Raw genomic sequence first — 16,444 nt, 5'->3', positions numbered from 1 at the left:
TCCAGCAAACAGCGTACCACGTAGGTCATGAGCCGTCTTCGAGGCCGTCAGGCGGGTCCGTCTCGACCACCGGCATCTCCGCCGGCACGCGTGTTCGCGCCTGCGAGAGCATCACAGCCGCGATCACCAGCAGGCCGCCGAACAGCTGCAGCGGCGTCAGATGCTCGCCGAAGGTGAACCAGGCCACCACGCCGGCGATCACCGGCTCCATGGTGGAGGTCACCGACGCCTGGGTCGCCTCGATGAGCGTGAGCGCCTTGAGGAACGCTCCGAACGGTATCACGGTGCTCACCACCGACATGACCACCACGGCGACAGCGGTTCGAGCGTCAGATAGCAGCGCGATGATCTCTCCCGGACCTCCCAGCACCACCATCCAGAACACCGCCGCCGCACCGAGACCATACGTGAGCAAGGTCCAGGGCGCGAACCTGCCTGCGGCGTACTTGCCCATCAAGGAATACGTGGCGAAGAAGACAGCCGACGCAAGCCCCCACAGCAGCCCGTCACGCGGCACCACGATGCCTTCGGCACCGAAGGCCCCCACCATCAGCGCGCAGCCGGAGACGCTCAGGAAGACCGCGGTGGGCAGAGCCAGGGTCAGCCGCTCCCCCAGCAAGGTCACCGAGAACACCAGCACGATCACCGGCGCGAGATACTCGAGCAGGATCGCAGTGGCGACCCCGGTAAGCGATATCGCCTTGAAGTAGGCGAAGTGCACCATCGCAAGCCCGAACACGCCGAACGCCGCAAGGAACAGCAGGTCCCGCACCCGCACGCGGAGCAGGTGACGCCGCCGCGCCGACAGGTAGACGAAGGCCACGGAGAAGGACACCAGCGCGCGAGCCGCCGACAATATGAGGGGGTCGACTTCGATCCCCATCGGCGGGAACGGCCATCCCGCGGTCTCGGGACCCGCCGCCGAGAACAGCCACTTCGCGAGAAGCCCCCCGCCGGCCCAACAGAATGCGGCGAGGATCACCAGCGTGTATCCCTCGGCGCGCCGGCCCGCTGCCGTCTCTCGTTCACGGGCCGTCACAGCAAGCCGTCCCGTTCCTGCCGCTCGGTCTTGCGCATCTGGTACTCGTCGAGCGGCTCGAGGTGCGCGATCACGTCCACGACCTCGTCGAAGCCGTTGCCGATCGCCTCCTCGACCCGCTCGGCGATCGCGTGTCCCTGAGCCACCGTGATCGTCGGGTCCACCTGCACGTGGAGGTCGACATACACCCCGCTCTCGCTCCCCCGCGTGCGCACATCGTGGCAGCCCCGCACGCCGTCCAGCTCCAGTACGAACGCGCACACGTCCGCCGGATCGATCTGCGCCGTGTCCGCCAATGTCTCTCCCGCCGACGCGAGGACGCGCAGCCCTGTAACGACGATGAACGCCGATACGACGAGCCCGAGGAGCGGGTCGGCGATGGGGTAGCCCAGACGCACCGCCACAAGCCCGCCGATGACGCTCACGGTCACCAGCACGTCGCTGGCCGTGTGGCTCGCATCGGCTTGCAGCACATCCGAGCCGAGCCGCCGCCCGGCCCGTCGCTCGAGCGTGGTCACCACGATGTTCACCACGAGCGTGGCGACCATGATCACGAAGCTCACCGTATCGACGGACGGGCCGCTGCCGGGGTTCTGCAGCCGCTCGAAGGCCGAGGAGCCCACACGCCACGCCGCGAGCATCAACATCGCTCCGATGGCCGCCGAGGCGAACGTCTCGAACTTGGCGTGTCCGTACGGATGGCTCCGATCGGCAGGCCGCGCCGCGACGCTCAGTCCGATGAGACCGATGACGTTGGAGGTGCCATCGAACAGGGAATGGAACCCGTCGGCCGTGATGGAAACGGAGTCGATGAGGACGCCGTAGAAGAGCTTCGCCACAGCCACTGCCACGTTGAGAGCGAGCACCCACCACAAGACCCGACGGACCGCCCGGGTACGACTGACGCCTCTGCCTTTGGACTGGGTGTAACCCACTGCCCCTCCGACTTGCCCAACATACCCCCTAGGGGTATATTTGTGCCGAACATTCACTCGATTCTACGCCGAAGCCTCGTACGCGCAAGGAGCCCCCTCATGAGCCAGACTCCGGTCACGAACCTCACCCCCACCGAGGAAGAACGCCGAAAGATCGTCAACCGTCTCAAGCGGCTTGAAGGTCAGGTGCGGGGCCTCCAGACCATGATCGAATCGGGCAAGGACTGTGAGGCGGTGCTCACCCAGATCATGGCCGCCAAGTCGGCGCTCAATCAGGTGGGCCTGCACATCATCGGCTACTCGATGAAGACCTGCCTCGTGGATGACAGCGTCACCGACAAGGACGAGCTGATCGATGAGGCCATCAAGGTCTTCCTGAAGTACTCGAGCTGCGTCCAGTAGGGTCCGCGGACGCGCTACAGGGCGCACGCGGCGTCGATCAGTGCCGCCACCGATGCGTCCAGGTCGGCTATCTCCCCCGCCGTGCACCCGTCCTCGGCATTCCAGAGCGAGATCGGCCTGATCGCGCTCACCCACACCGCGTCACCGTCTGCATACACATGCATCTTGCAGACGTCCATCACGCCACCGGGGACAGCGATGTCGAGCACCACCAGGGGCTGGATCTCGAACCCTTTCGCCGCCAGCGTGGCCTGCAGATCGTGCCTCTTGACGACGTCGAAGCCGTGCGAGCGGACAGACCGCTCGACGGCTTCGACCATCTGCGGGAAGGTCTTGCTCCCCTCCCGTCTATAGGTGAAATCCATCATCACCACCATGTCGGACCGGCCTCACGGGCGGTGCGGCTAGCCTCAGCCGAACCCCCCTTGCGGCGCACACCCGCTGCTGGAGACCGAACGCTTCGGCGCGAACCCGCCGCCAACGCCGGTCTCCACCCGGGTGGAGCCACACTCCGGACACACCTTGTCCGACTCCTTCAGCAAGCGCATCAGGAAACGATCGAACACGTGCCCGCAGTCGACACAGTGCAGTTCGTAGGTTGGCATGGCGCCTCTAGACCAGACCGAACTCTCGGCCGAGCGCATCCGCGCCCCGCGCGCCAACGACCTGCGTCACCAGATTACCACCTTCGAACTTCGCGATGGTGGGGATGCTCATGATCCCGTAACGCATGGCCACATCGCGGGCCTCATCGACGTTCACTTTAACGAACGCCGCGGTGTCACCGACACGCCCCGCCAGCTTCTCCAGCTCGGGAGCCACCATGCGGCAGGGGCCGCACCAGGGCGCCCAGAAGTCCACGATCACAGGCTTGTCGGCCTCGAGGACCTCAGCCTGGAACTGCGATTCACTTATCTCACGGACGGTACTGCTCAAGGATATCTCCTCCTCGGAACGACATCGTACAGTGCCAAGTATACCCCAAGGGGTATTTCTGTCAACCGTCTGTGGCGTCCCTCCTGAAGTTCGATTATCGTCGTGGGGAGGTGAAGGAGGTCTGATGCTGTACTGGCTCGCCTTGTTAGCGGGCGGTCTCGTGTCCGGAGCATGTCTCGTGGCCGCCATGGTGCTGCCCCGACACTACGCCGCAGCCACGGTCCCGCTCGGCGCGGCCGGCTTCCTTGGAGGACTCTACGTGCTGGGAACCCTCTCCCAGGACTACTCTACCCCACTGGCGATCGCTGCGGCGATCGCAACGCTGATCGCGGGGGTCGTGCTCGGCTACACGATCCTCACCTCGGCCATCCCCAACCTGGTGCGAGCTCGCCGCCCCGCAACCGTCCGGTGCCCTGAAGACGGGGACGGCACCGGGATCATCGTGCTGACGTGCACGGAGCCCGACCACTACGATCCCCGCGCGATCGCGTACCGCCAGGAGATACTCCGTGAGCAGGCGGCGATCGACCTGCCCCTCACTGCGGTACCGTTCGTGTTCCTTGCCGAGAAGGCCCGCTATCGCGCGGTGGGCAACACGGCTCCGGGAGCACCGGTGGCACGCTCGCTCCTCGACAAGATCGGCCGGCGCGCAGCAACGATACCCGGGGTGCGCGTGGATCTCGCACCGTGCCACCGCCCAGGCGGTCTGGTCGAGACGGTGGCCGCCCAGGCGTGCTCGGGTGTCGCCTGCATCGCGGTCGTGGCGCTGGATCCGCCGGGGACGATCACCGCTGAAGCGGCGCTCGCCACACTCGGCCCCCTGGAACACGAGGCCGACACGCCCACCGTGGTCACCGCCGGAGCGATATGGGACGACGCATCGCTTGTGAGGCGTATGGCCGACCGCATACTCGCCTCCACCACCGGAGCCGAGCTCGCGGACGTGGGTGTCGCACTCGTCGGGATGGGGATGCCGGAGGAATGGGCCCGACGCCACCCTGCCGCGGCCGAGACCGAGAACTACTTCGACCAGCGTGTGCGGATGGCGCTGATGGAGGCCGGGATCGAGGGCGACCGCATACGCTGCGGATCGCTCGACTGGCAGGCTCCCGACGTGACCGAGGTGGTGCGGCACCTCGCCGCCCTCGGATGCCGTCACATCATCCTCGCCCCGTCGACGACGGTGCTACCCACCCTGGACACGATGCTCGACCTCGAGCGCGCGGCGACGTACGCGAGGGTCCCGCGTGACGTGCGGGTGATCACCCTGAATGCGTGGGGTGATGACGACACGATCGTGCAGGCGGTGGTCGATGCCGCGAGCGCCGCACTCGAGCCGCAGGAAGACGACCTACGCCCGCTCTGAGGCCATGCTTCGGCGCGAGACCTTGCAGCGCTCCTGATTGAACGCCTGCCGCCTGCGGATCTGGGGGATGCTGCGCATGTAGCGGAACGCCAGCGCAAGTCCGCCGCGGTCCGCCTCGGCATGTGTCTCGAGCGCATCGATGCTCGCGCGCAGCTCCTCCGCGGTACTGCCACGGAAGACCGTGTACCCCTTGCCTACCGCCCTCAGGACGTGGGCGTCGGAACCGCCTACCGCTGCCACCCCGAGGCCGCCGCTGAACATCTTGGCCGCGAGACGGTTGGCCCAGATCAGACCCGGGACGGAGTTGTAGACCTCAAGCGCGTTGAACGCCATGTCGCGGACGGCGTCGGCGAGCTTGCTCCTGCCGAACGGGCCGAAGACACCGCGCGCGGAGAACGGATGCGGGATAATCGCGATGCCGCCCTGCTCGCTGATCCTGCGGATCGTCTCGGTGGGGGTGAGTCCGGGTGGTATCTCCTCCGTGAGGAACAGTCCGAGCACGTGCCCCTCGGTGGTGGACACCTCTTCGCCGACTACGACTTCGATGTCGTACATCTCTTCGAGCTCCTTCGCGAAGAGAGCGCCCTCGATGGTGTTGTGGTCGGTGATCGCGATGACCGTGAGGTCGGTCTCGCTGGCGGCGTACTCCAGGATCTCCGGCACGCTGGCGAGCCCGTCGCTGTGCATCGAATGGATGTGGAGGTCGGCCTTGCTCCAGACCTGTGTGCTCACACTGCCCCTATCCTCGGTCGGTGGATACCCACGCGGTTACAGCAAGCGCCGTACCGTTGACGTTCTTTGTATCGGCAAAGTCCACGGTCCACTCCAGCACTGACCGATGAGTGGCGCCGATGAACCGTTCGGCGGCTCCTCCGGCGCCGGACGGCGCCGAACGGTCACTCCGTGGTCTTCGACGGGCGCACGGACGCTCCTGCATCAGCCGCCCGATCCGTTCGCTGACGCCCACCCGGCCAGCCGCGAGACACCCTCGTGCAGACGTTCCATCGACGTGGCGTAGCTGAACCGCAGGAAGCCTTCCCCTCCGGGGCCGAAGTCCACGCCGGGAGCCGCCGCCACACCCGCTTCCTCGAGCAGACGGCCCGCGAGCGCAACCGAATCACGACCCCACGCCGTGGCGTCGGCGAACACATAGAACGCGCCGAGCGGCTTAGTGGCCACCGTGAGCCCCACCTCCCGCAGGGCCGGAACAAGATAGCGCCGACGTTCGTCGTACACCGAGCGCATCCTCGCAACGTCGTCCTGGGCCTCCAACAGCGCCGTGGTACCGGCCACCTGTACGAAGTTGCTCGCGCACAGGAAGAAGTTCTGCTGGATCTTCTCGGCGGGCCTAACGAACTCCGGAGGCGCGATCAGGTAGCCGAGACGCCACCCGGTCATCGCGTACGCCTTGGAGAAGCCGTTGAGGACGAACGCCCGGTCGGTGAACTCCAGCACGGAGCGCGGGCGGCCCTCGAACTGGAGTCCGTGGTAGATCTCGTCGCTGGCGAGCCAGATGCCGTGCCGCTCGGCCAACGCGGCAAGATGACGCAGGTCGGCTTCGCCAAGGACCCCGCCCGTAGGGTTCGAAGGGGAGTTCACCATGATGGCTTTCGTGCGTGGCGTGATCGCGCGCTCCACCTCGTCGATGCGGAAGCGGAACCCGTCCTCCGCGCGCACCCGCACCGACACGGGTACCCCGCCCAGGAAGTTCACGTAATTGGGGTACGCGGGGTAGCAGGGGTCCGGCATGATGACCTCGTCGCCCGGATCGAGCAGCGAGCCGAAGAGCAGCAGCATCGCGGGCGACGTGCCCTGCGTCACCACGACCGTGTTCGGGTCCACACTGACCCCGTAGTCCTCCCGTGCCCGCAGTGTCACCGCTTCGCGCAAGCCGGGCAGTCCGAGCGATTGCGTGTAGCCCGTATCACCAGCGTCCATCGCCGCCTCGGCGGCACGGACGATCACCTCGGGCGTGCTGAAGTCGGGATCGCCGATCTCGAGATGGACGATGTCGCGGCCCGACGCCTCGAGCTCGCGCGCCCGGGCAACCACGTCCATCACGATGAACGGGCGTATGGACAGTGCGCGTTGTGATATCGCGGACACGTCACGCTCCTTCGATCCGGGAGCCGTACAGGCGGGCGATGTAGATCGAGCGGGCCTCCAGGCGCCGCAGGTCGGCGAAGCCGATATCGTCGGTGGCCACGATCTCGTGCGGTGGTCGTGGGTCGAACCGCAGGCCGAGCTCATCGGCACGTGCATAGAGGTCCGTGCCCGGGAGTACGTGCAAGGTGGAGGTCTGGATCTTGCCAGGGTCGAGGTCGAGACAGAACCGCAGTCCCTCAAGGAAGTCATCCGCGGTGTCTTCCGGCAACCCCGCTATGAGATCGCACTCCACCGAGATGCCGTGCCGCTTGAGCGCCTCCACACCCGCCGTGAACCGCGTCGGGTCGAACGGTCGACGACATGCCGCCAGCGCCGCTTCCCCCACGCTCTGGGGCCCGGTCTCGACAGAGATGACCCCCGCCCGCCGGAGCAGGGCGGCCGCCTCATCATCCACGCGCTCGATATCGACCTCCACGGTATGCAGGGTGAGCCCCTGTCGTGCGTAGGGCTCGAGCGCACCCGCAAGCCATTCCAGCCTGCCCGGGGTGAGGTTGAAGACCGAGTCGATGAACGAGAACTGCCGCACACCCCGCTCATCTGCCAGGTAGGCGATCTCCGCCTCCACACGGTCTTTCCCGAACGATCGGATCCGTCCGTAACCCTTACCCTCGAAACAGTAGCCGCAGGCATGCGGGCAACCCCGGAAGGTCTCGATGTACGCGCTCCCCTCGCGCGGCTCCACGATACCCGTGAGGTATGGCGACGGGATGGTGTCGAGATCGGCGATGAGCGGCCTGTCCGGGGCGGCCACCACCTCGCCCGCGGCATTGCGTGCGGTGACCCCATCCGCACGCGTGAACGGCTTCTCCCGACGCGCAAGATCGAGGACGTCGGCAAAGGCGGCCTCGCCCTCGCCTCTCACCACCGCGTCCACCTCGGGGTGCGCCCGCAGCACCTCGTCCGCCACGGGCCCTACCTCAGGTCCGCCGAGAACGATGCGGATACCGGGCAGCGCCTGCCTGACGATGCGGCAGACATCGTGAACCGCGCTCGCGTTCCAGCAGAACACCGAGACGGCGAGCACTTGGGGCTCGAGCGCGATCACGCGATACGCGATCCACCAGGGGTCATCCGAGGTGGTGAGGTCGAGCGTCTGGAAGCCCACGCGGCCCTGCAACCTGGAGTCAGCCTGAGCGTAGGCCCGCAGGTAGCCGAGGGCGAGCGACTGATAGCCGGGCGAGTTGATCGCCAGCAACACGACCTTGAGAGGCGCGGTCACGACGACTCACCCGCTTCAGAGCGGGAGGAGGCACCGGGGCCGCCGTCGACCTCGCCGTGAAGACGATGGGAGGGCGGAAGCGGCAGAGACTCATCCACGGCGACCCACAGATGGTTCACCATGCCCGTGTCACATGCGGCTGCCACGATCGTCTCCGCGGACGAAGGGAGCGCCCCGGCCGCCACGAGCCGCGCCGCATGGAAGCCCTGTGCGGCGCAGTACGCCACGATCGCCGGCAACTCGGCCAGATCGTGCTCGCACACCGGAACGACCGCGGTCACCGCCACCTGGAGGCGCTCCGCCTCCGCATTCGCGAGGTAGCCCGCGACACCGGCCCGCATCGCTTGAGCGATGCCACGTTTCCCCGCGAGGGTATCGTGCATCTCATCCGAGGAGCCCAGCACACGCACCCACAGATGCCGTACGCCCGAGAGCAGGACACCGTGAGCGTTGCCCGGGACCGACAGCGCACCGCCATCCGTCTCGATGGCGATCCGGGAGACGCCGGCATCCCGGCACGCAGCAACCACGCGGGGCAAGTCAGGATGGGCGAACGGTTCAGGCCCGGTCAGCACCACGCCATCGGCCGTCGCGGTCTCTGCGATCGCTGCGGCTATCGTCTCCACGGGCAAGTACGTGGAAGCGCCGGCCGCCCCGCACCGGACACACCCGGCAGGAACGCCGTCACCCACGAATATGGGAACGAGATCGATCACCCAACTCCTTCAGGGAGCCTCGTCGGACAACCGTAGCACGATGCGAGCCTGACGGCCTCACCCCATCGCGAACCGCCCCACGGGCTCGGGTCCGCCGATCACACGACGCTCGACCTTGAGATGTCCATCGGCGTCGGAGACCACGTGCCACAGGACCAACCGCAGTTCACCACGCGAGAGCTCGATGGCGGTCAGCATCGTGGGGTAGACGCAGCAGCCTGCGTTGAAGTACGGCACCTCTCCGTCGCGCGGATACTTGAACCGATGCGTGTGACCGCAGATGAGCGCCTTCTTGTGCGCCTTGATCCACTTGGTATAGTGCCGCTCGATCTTGTGCCGCTTCAGCGTGTTCTTCGCGGGACTGGCGGGGTTTCTGGCGCCGAGCGCATGTACGTACCGCCAGAAGTGGCGCAGCGCGAACATGGTGGGCCACCAGAACTGGTCGTTGGCGAAGTCCCCCTGGTGCCCGTGGAGCACCACGATCTCCTGCCCGCTCGGGTCGTGTTGGAACACTACCGACTCGATCGGCTCGATGCCCGGCATGAACTCGTACACCTCGCCGGTGTACTCGTTGTGGTGGACGTGCAGATTCTTCTCCACGTACGACGTGTCTCGCAGGAAATTGTTGTGATTGCCCCAGATGAGGACATACCGCCCGTCGTCGAAGAAGCGCTCGATCGCGCGGAACGTGTCGTGGTGCGCGCCGCGGATGTGCTTGAAGTGAGGGTGCTCCCACAGCTCGTCACCATCGCCCACCTCGACGTAGACGAAACCGTTGCGGTAGTAGTAGTTGAGCGCATGCAGATACGAGTTCTCGTTGCGCATGAATTCGTCGGAGAGGCTGCCGTCGCCGCGATGACAGTCGCTGATGAAGACGAATCTCGACTCGTCATCGAACGAGATCACGCGTGCGTTCTGGTAGGCCTCGGTGAGTCGCTGCTGCGTGCGCATGGTCACCCCCTCCCGAAAGGGTACACCACGTGCGCCCCGCACCGTAGCGGCGGCTACCGCCTTACTCCAGCTCCGCGTAGAACGGGCACTCCACCCACTCGTCGAACACCACGAAGGTGCCATCGGCATATCCCTCGTAGTCCGCCGAGCGCCACGTGCCCTCGATACGTGAGCCATCGGGCGTGATCGTGCCCTCGAAGACGTTGGGCTGTCGCTCCTGCGTGCCCGGATCGGGAACCTTGCGCTCCATGTCGATGCGGATCGAACCGCCATCGATCTCGAACGTCCCGCCCCCGGTCTCGTCTTCCAGCACGCGTATGGTTCCCGAATCGCCCTCGCCGACGAACTCGAACGTGTAGAGGTGGTTCGCACCGCGTTCCGTGACCCCGTAGATGCTGTAGCGGCGCAGATCGTTCGACTCGGCGCCAGGCGCGAGCACCAGGAAGTAGACCGCCGCAACGAGCGCGGCTATCCCGATCAAGCCCCAGAGCAACGTCATGGTGCAGCCGAGCGGCAGCGTCCGCCAATCGTTCTTGGCCCCTTCGGGCATCATCCCCACCCCCGTTGCGCGCCTGTCTCCCTGTGGTCACTGTACCCACACGTGGCCGGCAGGGGCGCCATGATACCCCGGACAGAGACAGGGCCCCTCCCCGTTTCCGGGAAGAGGCCCTGATCGTTTCTGGTGTCCGAGGCGAGAGTTGAACTCGCACGTCCCTAAGGACACTAGGCCCTCAACCTAGCGCGTCTGCCATTCCGCCACTCGGACAGAGCTGCTGCCGTGGGGGCAGCGAACGAGAGTATAACAAGACGTTCCGAGACTGCCTAGACCGATTCCCATCGTGGGCCGGTCATGCGCCGCTCGTGGTAGATGGCGCCTCAGCGGTATCCGCGGTGGCATAGCCACTCGACACACCCAGGCTCTCCGGGATCGGGAACGGCTTGGCGAAGTGGCACGCCACCTGTTGACCCGACCCCACATCCCGCAGCTCAGGCTCTTCGATCGAGCACCGCTCCTGCGCGATCGGACAACGGGTATGGAAGCGGCACCCGCTGGGCGGGTCTATCGGGCTCGGGACGTCACCCTCCAGGATGATGCGCTGGCGTGCTCGCTGCTTGTCGGGGTCCGGCACCGGCACCGCCGACAGCAACGACTGCGTGTACGGGTGATGTGGCTGGTCGTAGAGCCCGCGCCAGTCACCGGTCTCGACGATCTTGCCCAGGTACATCACCGCTACGCGATCCGAGATGTGACGCACGACCGACAGGTCGTGAGCGATGAAGACATACGTGAGGCCGAACTGGTCCTGAAGGTCGTCCAGCAGGTTGATGACCTGCGCCTGGATCGACACATCGAGCGCCGAGACGGGCTCGTCACAGATCACCAGGCGCGGCTGGAGGGCGAGCGCACGAGCGATGCCGATCCTCTGTCGCTGACCGCCGCTGAACTCATGCGGGTAGCGGTTGATGTGCTCGGGATTCAGGCCGACGACGTCGAGCAGTTCCTTCGCGCGATTCCGGCGCTCGAGCGGAGTGCCGATCCGGTGCACCCCCAGCGGCTCGGTGACGATCTCGCCGATCGTCATCCTCGGATTGAGTGAGGCATACGGGTCCTGGAAGATGAACTGCACCTCGCGGCGGAACTGCTGCAGGTCCTTGCCCTTGAGCGCGAGAACGTCACGTCCATCGAACTCGACCCGTCCGTCCGTCGGCTCGGTCAAACGGATGATGCATCGCCCCGTGGTGGACTTTCCGCAGCCGGACTCCCCTACCAGACCCAGAGTCTCGCCGGAACGCACGCCGAACGACACGCCGTCCACGGCGTGTACCTTCTTGCTCAGGCGCGACGCGATGATCCCCTGGTCGACCGCGAAGTGCTTGACGAGGTTCTCGACACGAAGAAGCTCGGCCATCACGCCACCCCCTCGCCATTGCCCGCGGCACCCTGGCCGAAGCCGACCTGCCCGGCGAAGTGACACGCGGCCAGATGCGCCGGCGCTACCTCGCGCAACTCCGGTATCTCGCGCTTGCAGCGTTCCTGTGCGTACGGACACCGGGGGTGGAACGCGCAGCCCGGCGGAACGTCGATCAGGCTCGGAGGCTGTCCCTCGATGGGAAGCAGCGTGCCCTTCTCGTCGACGTCGTGCCGCGGGAGGCTCGCCAGCAACCCCCAGGTATACGGATGCAGGGGTCGATAGAAGACCTCGTCGGCCTTGCCGTACTCCACCTGCTTGCCCGCATACATCACCATCACGTCGTTGGCCATGTCGGCCACGACGCCAAGGTCGTGGGTGATCATGATGATCGCGGTGCCCTGGCGCTGCTGGAGCTCGATCATGAGCTCGAGGATCTGCGCCTGGATCGTCACGTCCAGCGCCGTGGTGGGCTCGTCGGCGATCAGTATGTCCGGGTCGCATGCCAGAGCCATCGCGATCATGGCGCGCTGGCGCATGCCACCCGAGAACTGGTGGGGATAGTCCCGCGCGCGCTGTGCAGGGTTGGGGATCCCCACGAGGTCGAGCATCTCCACCGCCCGCGCATCGGCTTGCTTGCGAGTCATCCCTTTGTGGATGCGGAGCGCCTCGCCGATCTGGTAGCCGACTCTGAACACGGGGTTGAGCGAGGTCATCGGGTCCTGGAAGATCATCGCGATCCGGTCCCCGCGCATGGAGCGCACCGCACTCTCGTTCATGCCCAGGACGCTCTCACCACGAAGCATGATCTGGCCTTCGACGATCTTTCCGGGGGGATCGGGGATCAGCCGCATCAGCGAGAGCGCGGTGACCGACTTGCCGGAACCGGACTCGCCAACGATCGCGAGGGTATGCCCCTCCTTCACCTCGAACGTGACCCCGTCGACCGCTCGCACCACGCCGTCCCGCGTGGTGAAGTGCGTCTTGAGGTTCGTGACTTCAAGCAGGGCCATGTCGTCAGTCCTTCATCTTCACATCGAGCGCATCGCGCAGCCCGTCGCCCATGAGCACGAACGCGAGCACGGTGGTCAGGATGGCGAAGCCCGGCCAGATGGTGAGCCACGGTGCGGCCACCATCAGCGCCTTGGCCTCAGAGAGCATCGCGCCCCACGAGGGAGTGGGAGGCTGGACGCCCATACCGAGGAACGAGAGTGCAGCCTCGGCGATGATCGCGCCACCGATGCTCATGGTCCCGTAGACGATGATCGGAGCGACGGCGTTGGGCATGATGTGGCGGAAGATGATCCGCGAGTCGGACGCGCCCATGGCGCGTGCGGCGTCCACGTACTCGTTCTCCTTCACGGAGAGGATCGAACTGCGGAACACACGGGCCACCGATGGCCAGCCGAGGATACCGATGGCGATGAACACGTTGCGGTAGCTCGGCCCCAGGACCGCCAGCAACGCGATCGCGAAGAGCGTGTACGGGAACGCGAAGAAGATGTCGGCGGTGCGCATCACCAGCGTGTCCACGAGGCCGCCGTAATAGCCTGAGAGCGCTCCCATCAGCAGGCCGATGACGAGCGAGATGCCAACGGCCAGCACGCCAACAGCGAGTGACACGCGCGCTCCGTAGATCACCCGTGAGAAGACGTCGCGACCGATCCGGTCTGTGCCGAACGGATGGGCTGCCGAGGGGGCCTCGAGGCTTCCGGCTTCGGTGGACGTTGGCGACGCGAAGTTCTGTGGCACCCACAGGTCGGCCGAGAGCGTCAGCGTCACGACGATCAGGATCCAAATGAGACCGATGATCGCCAGCTTGTTCTTGCGAAGGCGGATCCAGGCGTCACCCCACAGGGTACGCTCGGGGCGGTTCGCCAGTTCGTCGCCGACATAGTCGAACGATCCTCCCGCCTGCTCGCCTTCCGATCCGTCCCGGAACGCGGTCTTAGGGGAGTCGGGATCCGCATCAGGGGGGAAGCCGGGCTTGCGTCGTCTGGCGCTCATTCGGCCGCACCTCCATATCGGATCCGCGGGTCGAGCAGGGCGTAACTGATGTCCACCAACAGGTTGATGAACATGACGATCAGAACGATCACGATCACGCCGCCCATCACCACAGGCCAGTCGCGTTGCATGACCGCAAGGTAGATCTCACGGCCGACGCCCGGCCACGAGAACACGGTCTCTGTGAGGATGGCGCCGCTCATCAGGACGCCAAGGTCGATGCCGACGTAGGTGACCACCGGGATGAGCGCGTTCTTGAGCGCGTGCTTGAAGACCACCGCTCGCTCGGTAAGGCCCTTTGCCATCGCGGTGCGTATATAGTCTTGGCCCATTGCCTCAAGCATCTGCGAGCGCATGATACGCGCCACGTATGCCGTCGAGACGGAAGCCAGTGTTATCGCAGGGAGGATGAGGTGGACGAAGTCGGGCGGGTTGCCCATGCCTGAGATCGGCAGGAACACCGCCCCTCCGGTCCACTCCTTCAGCCGGATGCCGAAGAACATCTGCAGCAAGAGTCCGAGCCAGAAGACCGGCACGGACACGAGTATGGACGTCGATAAGGTGACCAGGACGTCCCAGAACGAGTACTGCCGTATCGCCGAGATGATACCGGCACTGATGCCGATCACGATCTCGACGAGGATACCGGCCAGCGCAAGCCTGAACGTGTTGGGGAACTTGTCGAACAGGATGTCGGTGACAGCGCGGCCCTTTTGATAGGACTCGCCGAGGTCACCTTGCGCGATGCCGCTCACGTAGTAGGCGTACTGGATGTGCAGCGGCTCGTTGAGGTGGTTCTTCTCTTCGATCTGGGCCCTCAGCGCAGGTGTCAGCGGCTTCTCGCCGACGATCAGTTGGATCGGGTCACCCGGCAACAAACCGGGGACGCGGAGAACGAAGAGGATGAGGGTGACGCCGAGGAACACCGGGATCATCTGGAATATGCGTCGTACAACGTACTTGAACATGAGATGGGACCGTCTTCCACGTGTACATCAGAACGGTGTGAGAGGTGGTGTGCCGGGGCGCCCGGGGCGCCCCGGCACACACGTCAGAGCCTGTCAGCAATACCGGTCGTGACCCTCGATCACTCGGAGAGCCACACCGTGTCGAACGTGAACAGACCGTTGGCGCTGTACACACCGTCGTTCACGCGATCGGATGCGACACGCGTGTGACGGTAGTAGAACATCGGGATCACCGCGGAGTCCTCACCGACGATGCTCTCGGCTTCCTGATAGAGGGCGACACGCGCGTCGTCATCGACGGTCGTGCGGGCCTCATCGAGCATCGCATCGACGTCTTCGTTCATATAGAACGAGTAGTTGTCGCTGCTGTCGCTCTTGAACAGCGGATACAGGAAGTTGTCCATGATCGGGTAGTCGGCGATCCAGCCGAGGCGACCGACCTGGTAGTTCTTGGCACCCAGCTTGTCGAGATACTGCGCCCACTCGGAGCCGACGAGCTCGCCGTCGACGCCGATGGCCTTCAGGTCCTCCTGGACCAGCTGCAGGATGTCCTCGTGACCGGAGCCGGTGTTGTACTCGAGGCTGATGGTCGGGAAGCCCTCGCCATTCGGGAAGCCGGCGTCGGCCAGCATCTGCTTGGCGGCTTCGACATCATACTTGGAGTACGGGAATGCGTTGGCACTCTGGCCTACGATGCCCGGAGGCACGATGCCCGTTGCGGGCTCGCGGGTACCCTCGAAGACCTTGTCGCAGATGTCCTGGCGATCGATCGCCAGCGACAGGGCGGCGCGGACCTTGGGGTCCTGCAGCGCGGGATCGGTGTTGTTGATGAGCAGGTAGTAGATGGCCTGCTCGGCACCGAGGCTGACCTGCTCGCCTGGGTTGAGCGTGTAGCCGTCAGGGCTCTCGCCGTAGGTATCCACGGCGGCCTGGATCTGACCGACGGGAATCGGCACGAAGTCCAGGTTGCCGGCCTCGAACTCGAGGAACGCGGTGTCCTGATCGGCAAGGATGTTGAAGTAGACGCCGTCGATGTTCGGCTCGTCGCCGTAGTAGTCGTCGAACTTCACGACCTCGATGTACTGGTCATGCGCCCACGGCTCGGCCATCATGAACGGGCCGTTGCCGATCGGCATGTCGCCGAACGCCTCGGTCACACCGTCGCTCGGCACCGGCGCGAGAGCCGGGTGACCGACGACATACTCGAAGTCCGCGAAACCGTAGTTCAGCGTGACTTCCAGGGTGTAGTCATCCACGACCTTGACGCCGGAAAGCTCGGTAGCCGTGCCTTCCTGCATCTCGTCGTAGCCCTGCACCACTGCGAGGTGATACGAGATCTCCGACTCGTTCTCCGGGTTGCAGATGCGATCCCAGGCGAACTTGAAGTCCTCGGCGGTCACGTCGCTGCCATCGTGGAACTTGGCGCCTTCAACGAGATTGAAGGTCCACACGCTGGCGTCCTCGTTGGGCTCCCAGCTCTCAGCGGCTGCCGGCAGCACCTCGGACGTGATCGGGTCGAACTCCACGAGGCTGTCGAAGACGGCCTGGCCGACCTGGGTTCCTTCAGACTCCTGAAGGTTGATGGGATCGATGAACGCCGGCTCGCTGATGTAGAAGTTGAACGTGCCACCCTTCGTCACACCAGATTCAGCCGGCTCTTCGCCTTCGACCGGCTCCTCGGCGGGTTCCTCCTCGGCCGCACAACCACCCATTGAGAACAGGGCAGCGACGAGAGTGAGCGCCAGGATGATCGAAAGTCCCTTACGGAATCGCTCAGACAAGATAGAGCCTCCCTCCAGTAACTAGGACCGTTGTCGTCCTATCCGTTG

Annotated in this window: 18 protein-coding genes and 1 tRNA gene; 2 read left to right on the top strand and 17 right to left on the bottom strand. The window is 65.3% G+C overall.

Annotated elements, in window-relative coordinates; all coding sequences use genetic code 11:
* Positions 1 to 25: 25 nt before the first annotated feature.
* Both MSB02_RS00230 and MSB02_RS00225 read right to left on the bottom strand, forming a co-directional pair.
* Positions 26 to 1,039 (bottom strand): EamA family transporter, encoded by a 1,014-nt coding sequence (locus MSB02_RS00230; protein WP_267193217.1) that lies wholly within the window; start codon positions 1,037 to 1,039, stop codon positions 26 to 28.
* Complete coding sequence (locus MSB02_RS00225) at positions 1,036 to 1,974, bottom strand: cation diffusion facilitator family transporter (protein WP_267193216.1); 939 nt, start codon at positions 1,972 to 1,974, stop codon at positions 1,036 to 1,038. Before MSB02_RS00225 ends, MSB02_RS00230 begins: the two co-directional genes overlap by 4 nt.
* Before the next feature lie 99 nt (positions 1,975 to 2,073).
* Here MSB02_RS00225 and MSB02_RS00220 point away from each other — a divergent pair, with 99 nt between their 5' ends.
* On the top strand, positions 2,074 to 2,376 hold the full coding sequence (locus tag MSB02_RS00220) for a metal-sensitive transcriptional regulator (protein WP_267193215.1): 303 nt from the start codon (positions 2,074 to 2,076) through the stop codon (positions 2,374 to 2,376).
* A gap of 14 nt (positions 2,377 to 2,390) precedes the next feature.
* Here the strand turns inward: MSB02_RS00220 and MSB02_RS00215 are convergent, their stop codons facing one another.
* Genes MSB02_RS00215 through trxA form a run of 3 tightly spaced genes read right to left on the bottom strand, consistent with a single transcriptional unit; the run spans position 2,391 to position 3,312 of the window.
* Positions 2,391 to 2,741 carry a DUF302 domain-containing protein gene (locus tag MSB02_RS00215; protein ID WP_267193214.1) on the bottom strand — a complete coding sequence of 117 codons (351 nt, stop codon included), beginning with the start codon at positions 2,739 to 2,741 and terminating at the stop codon, positions 2,391 to 2,393.
* Between the two features lie 45 nt (positions 2,742 to 2,786).
* Complete coding sequence (locus MSB02_RS00210; protein WP_267193213.1) at positions 2,787 to 2,981, bottom strand: FmdB family zinc ribbon protein; 195 nt, start codon at positions 2,979 to 2,981, stop codon at positions 2,787 to 2,789.
* A gap of 7 nt (positions 2,982 to 2,988) precedes the next feature.
* Entirely contained in the window at positions 2,989 to 3,312 is a 324-nt protein-coding gene (gene trxA, locus MSB02_RS00205) for a thioredoxin (RefSeq protein WP_267193212.1), read from the bottom strand.
* A 124-nt stretch (positions 3,313 to 3,436) separates the two neighbouring features.
* On the opposite strand from trxA, the gene MSB02_RS00200 reads away from it, so the two are divergent.
* Positions 3,437 to 4,678, top strand: coding sequence for a ferrochelatase (locus MSB02_RS00200; RefSeq protein ID WP_267193211.1), 1,242 nt, complete (start codon positions 3,437 to 3,439; stop codon positions 4,676 to 4,678).
* Here MSB02_RS00200 and MSB02_RS00195 read toward each other — a convergent pair.
* The 12 genes from MSB02_RS00195 to MSB02_RS00140 form a co-directional block, all read right to left on the bottom strand.
* Positions 4,664 to 5,410 (bottom strand): CehA/McbA family metallohydrolase, encoded by a 747-nt coding sequence (locus tag MSB02_RS00195; RefSeq protein ID WP_267193210.1) that lies wholly within the window; start codon positions 5,408 to 5,410, stop codon positions 4,664 to 4,666. The genes MSB02_RS00200 and MSB02_RS00195 overlap by 15 nt on opposite strands.
* 204 nt (positions 5,411 to 5,614) lie before the next feature.
* A complete protein-coding gene (locus MSB02_RS00190; RefSeq protein WP_267193209.1) occupies positions 5,615 to 6,784 on the bottom strand; it encodes a pyridoxal phosphate-dependent aminotransferase in 1,170 nt (389 codons plus the stop codon).
* 1 nt (position 6,785) lies between these two features.
* Positions 6,786 to 8,063 carry a B12-binding domain-containing radical SAM protein gene (locus tag MSB02_RS00185; RefSeq protein ID WP_267193208.1) on the bottom strand — a complete coding sequence of 426 codons (1,278 nt, stop codon included), beginning with the start codon at positions 8,061 to 8,063 and terminating at the stop codon, positions 6,786 to 6,788.
* Positions 8,060 to 8,779 carry a hypothetical protein gene (locus tag MSB02_RS00180; RefSeq protein ID WP_267193207.1) on the bottom strand — a complete coding sequence of 240 codons (720 nt, stop codon included), beginning with the start codon at positions 8,777 to 8,779 and terminating at the stop codon, positions 8,060 to 8,062. Before MSB02_RS00180 ends, MSB02_RS00185 begins: the two co-directional genes overlap by 4 nt.
* A 57-nt stretch (positions 8,780 to 8,836) precedes the next feature.
* Positions 8,837 to 9,730: a metallophosphoesterase family protein gene (locus MSB02_RS00175; protein ID WP_267193206.1), complete on the bottom strand. Its 894-nt coding sequence runs from the start codon at positions 9,728 to 9,730 to the stop codon at positions 8,837 to 8,839.
* A 61-nt stretch (positions 9,731 to 9,791) separates the two neighbouring features.
* Positions 9,792 to 10,283, bottom strand: a complete 492-nt coding sequence (locus MSB02_RS00170; RefSeq protein ID WP_267193205.1) for a hypothetical protein — start codon at positions 10,281 to 10,283, stop codon at positions 9,792 to 9,794.
* Positions 10,284 to 10,410: 127 nt separating this feature from the next.
* Positions 10,411 to 10,496, bottom strand: a tRNA-Leu gene (locus tag MSB02_RS00165).
* 82 nt (positions 10,497 to 10,578) lie between these two features.
* On the bottom strand, positions 10,579 to 11,640 hold the full coding sequence (locus MSB02_RS00160; RefSeq protein WP_267193204.1) for an ABC transporter ATP-binding protein: 1,062 nt from the start codon (positions 11,638 to 11,640) through the stop codon (positions 10,579 to 10,581).
* Positions 11,640 to 12,653 (bottom strand): ABC transporter ATP-binding protein, encoded by a 1,014-nt coding sequence (locus MSB02_RS00155; protein WP_267193203.1) that lies wholly within the window; start codon positions 12,651 to 12,653, stop codon positions 11,640 to 11,642. Before MSB02_RS00155 ends, MSB02_RS00160 begins: the two co-directional genes overlap by 1 nt.
* Before the next feature lie 4 nt (positions 12,654 to 12,657).
* Entirely contained in the window at positions 12,658 to 13,647 is a 990-nt protein-coding gene (locus MSB02_RS00150; RefSeq protein ID WP_267193202.1) for an ABC transporter permease, read from the bottom strand.
* Complete coding sequence (locus MSB02_RS00145; protein ID WP_267193201.1) at positions 13,644 to 14,615, bottom strand: ABC transporter permease; 972 nt, start codon at positions 14,613 to 14,615, stop codon at positions 13,644 to 13,646. Before MSB02_RS00145 ends, MSB02_RS00150 begins: the two co-directional genes overlap by 4 nt.
* Before the next feature lie 119 nt (positions 14,616 to 14,734).
* Complete coding sequence (locus MSB02_RS00140; protein WP_267193200.1) at positions 14,735 to 16,396, bottom strand: peptide ABC transporter substrate-binding protein; 1,662 nt, start codon at positions 16,394 to 16,396, stop codon at positions 14,735 to 14,737.
* Between the last annotated feature and the right edge of the window lie 48 nt (positions 16,397 to 16,444).

Source organism: Anaerosoma tenue, from assembly GCF_023161965.1.
GTDB lineage: Bacteria > Actinomycetota > Coriobacteriia > Anaerosomatales > Anaerosomataceae > Anaerosoma > Anaerosoma tenue.
Note: the sequence above shows the minus strand (reverse complement) of the source record. Positions and strands in the feature narration are given on the sequence as shown.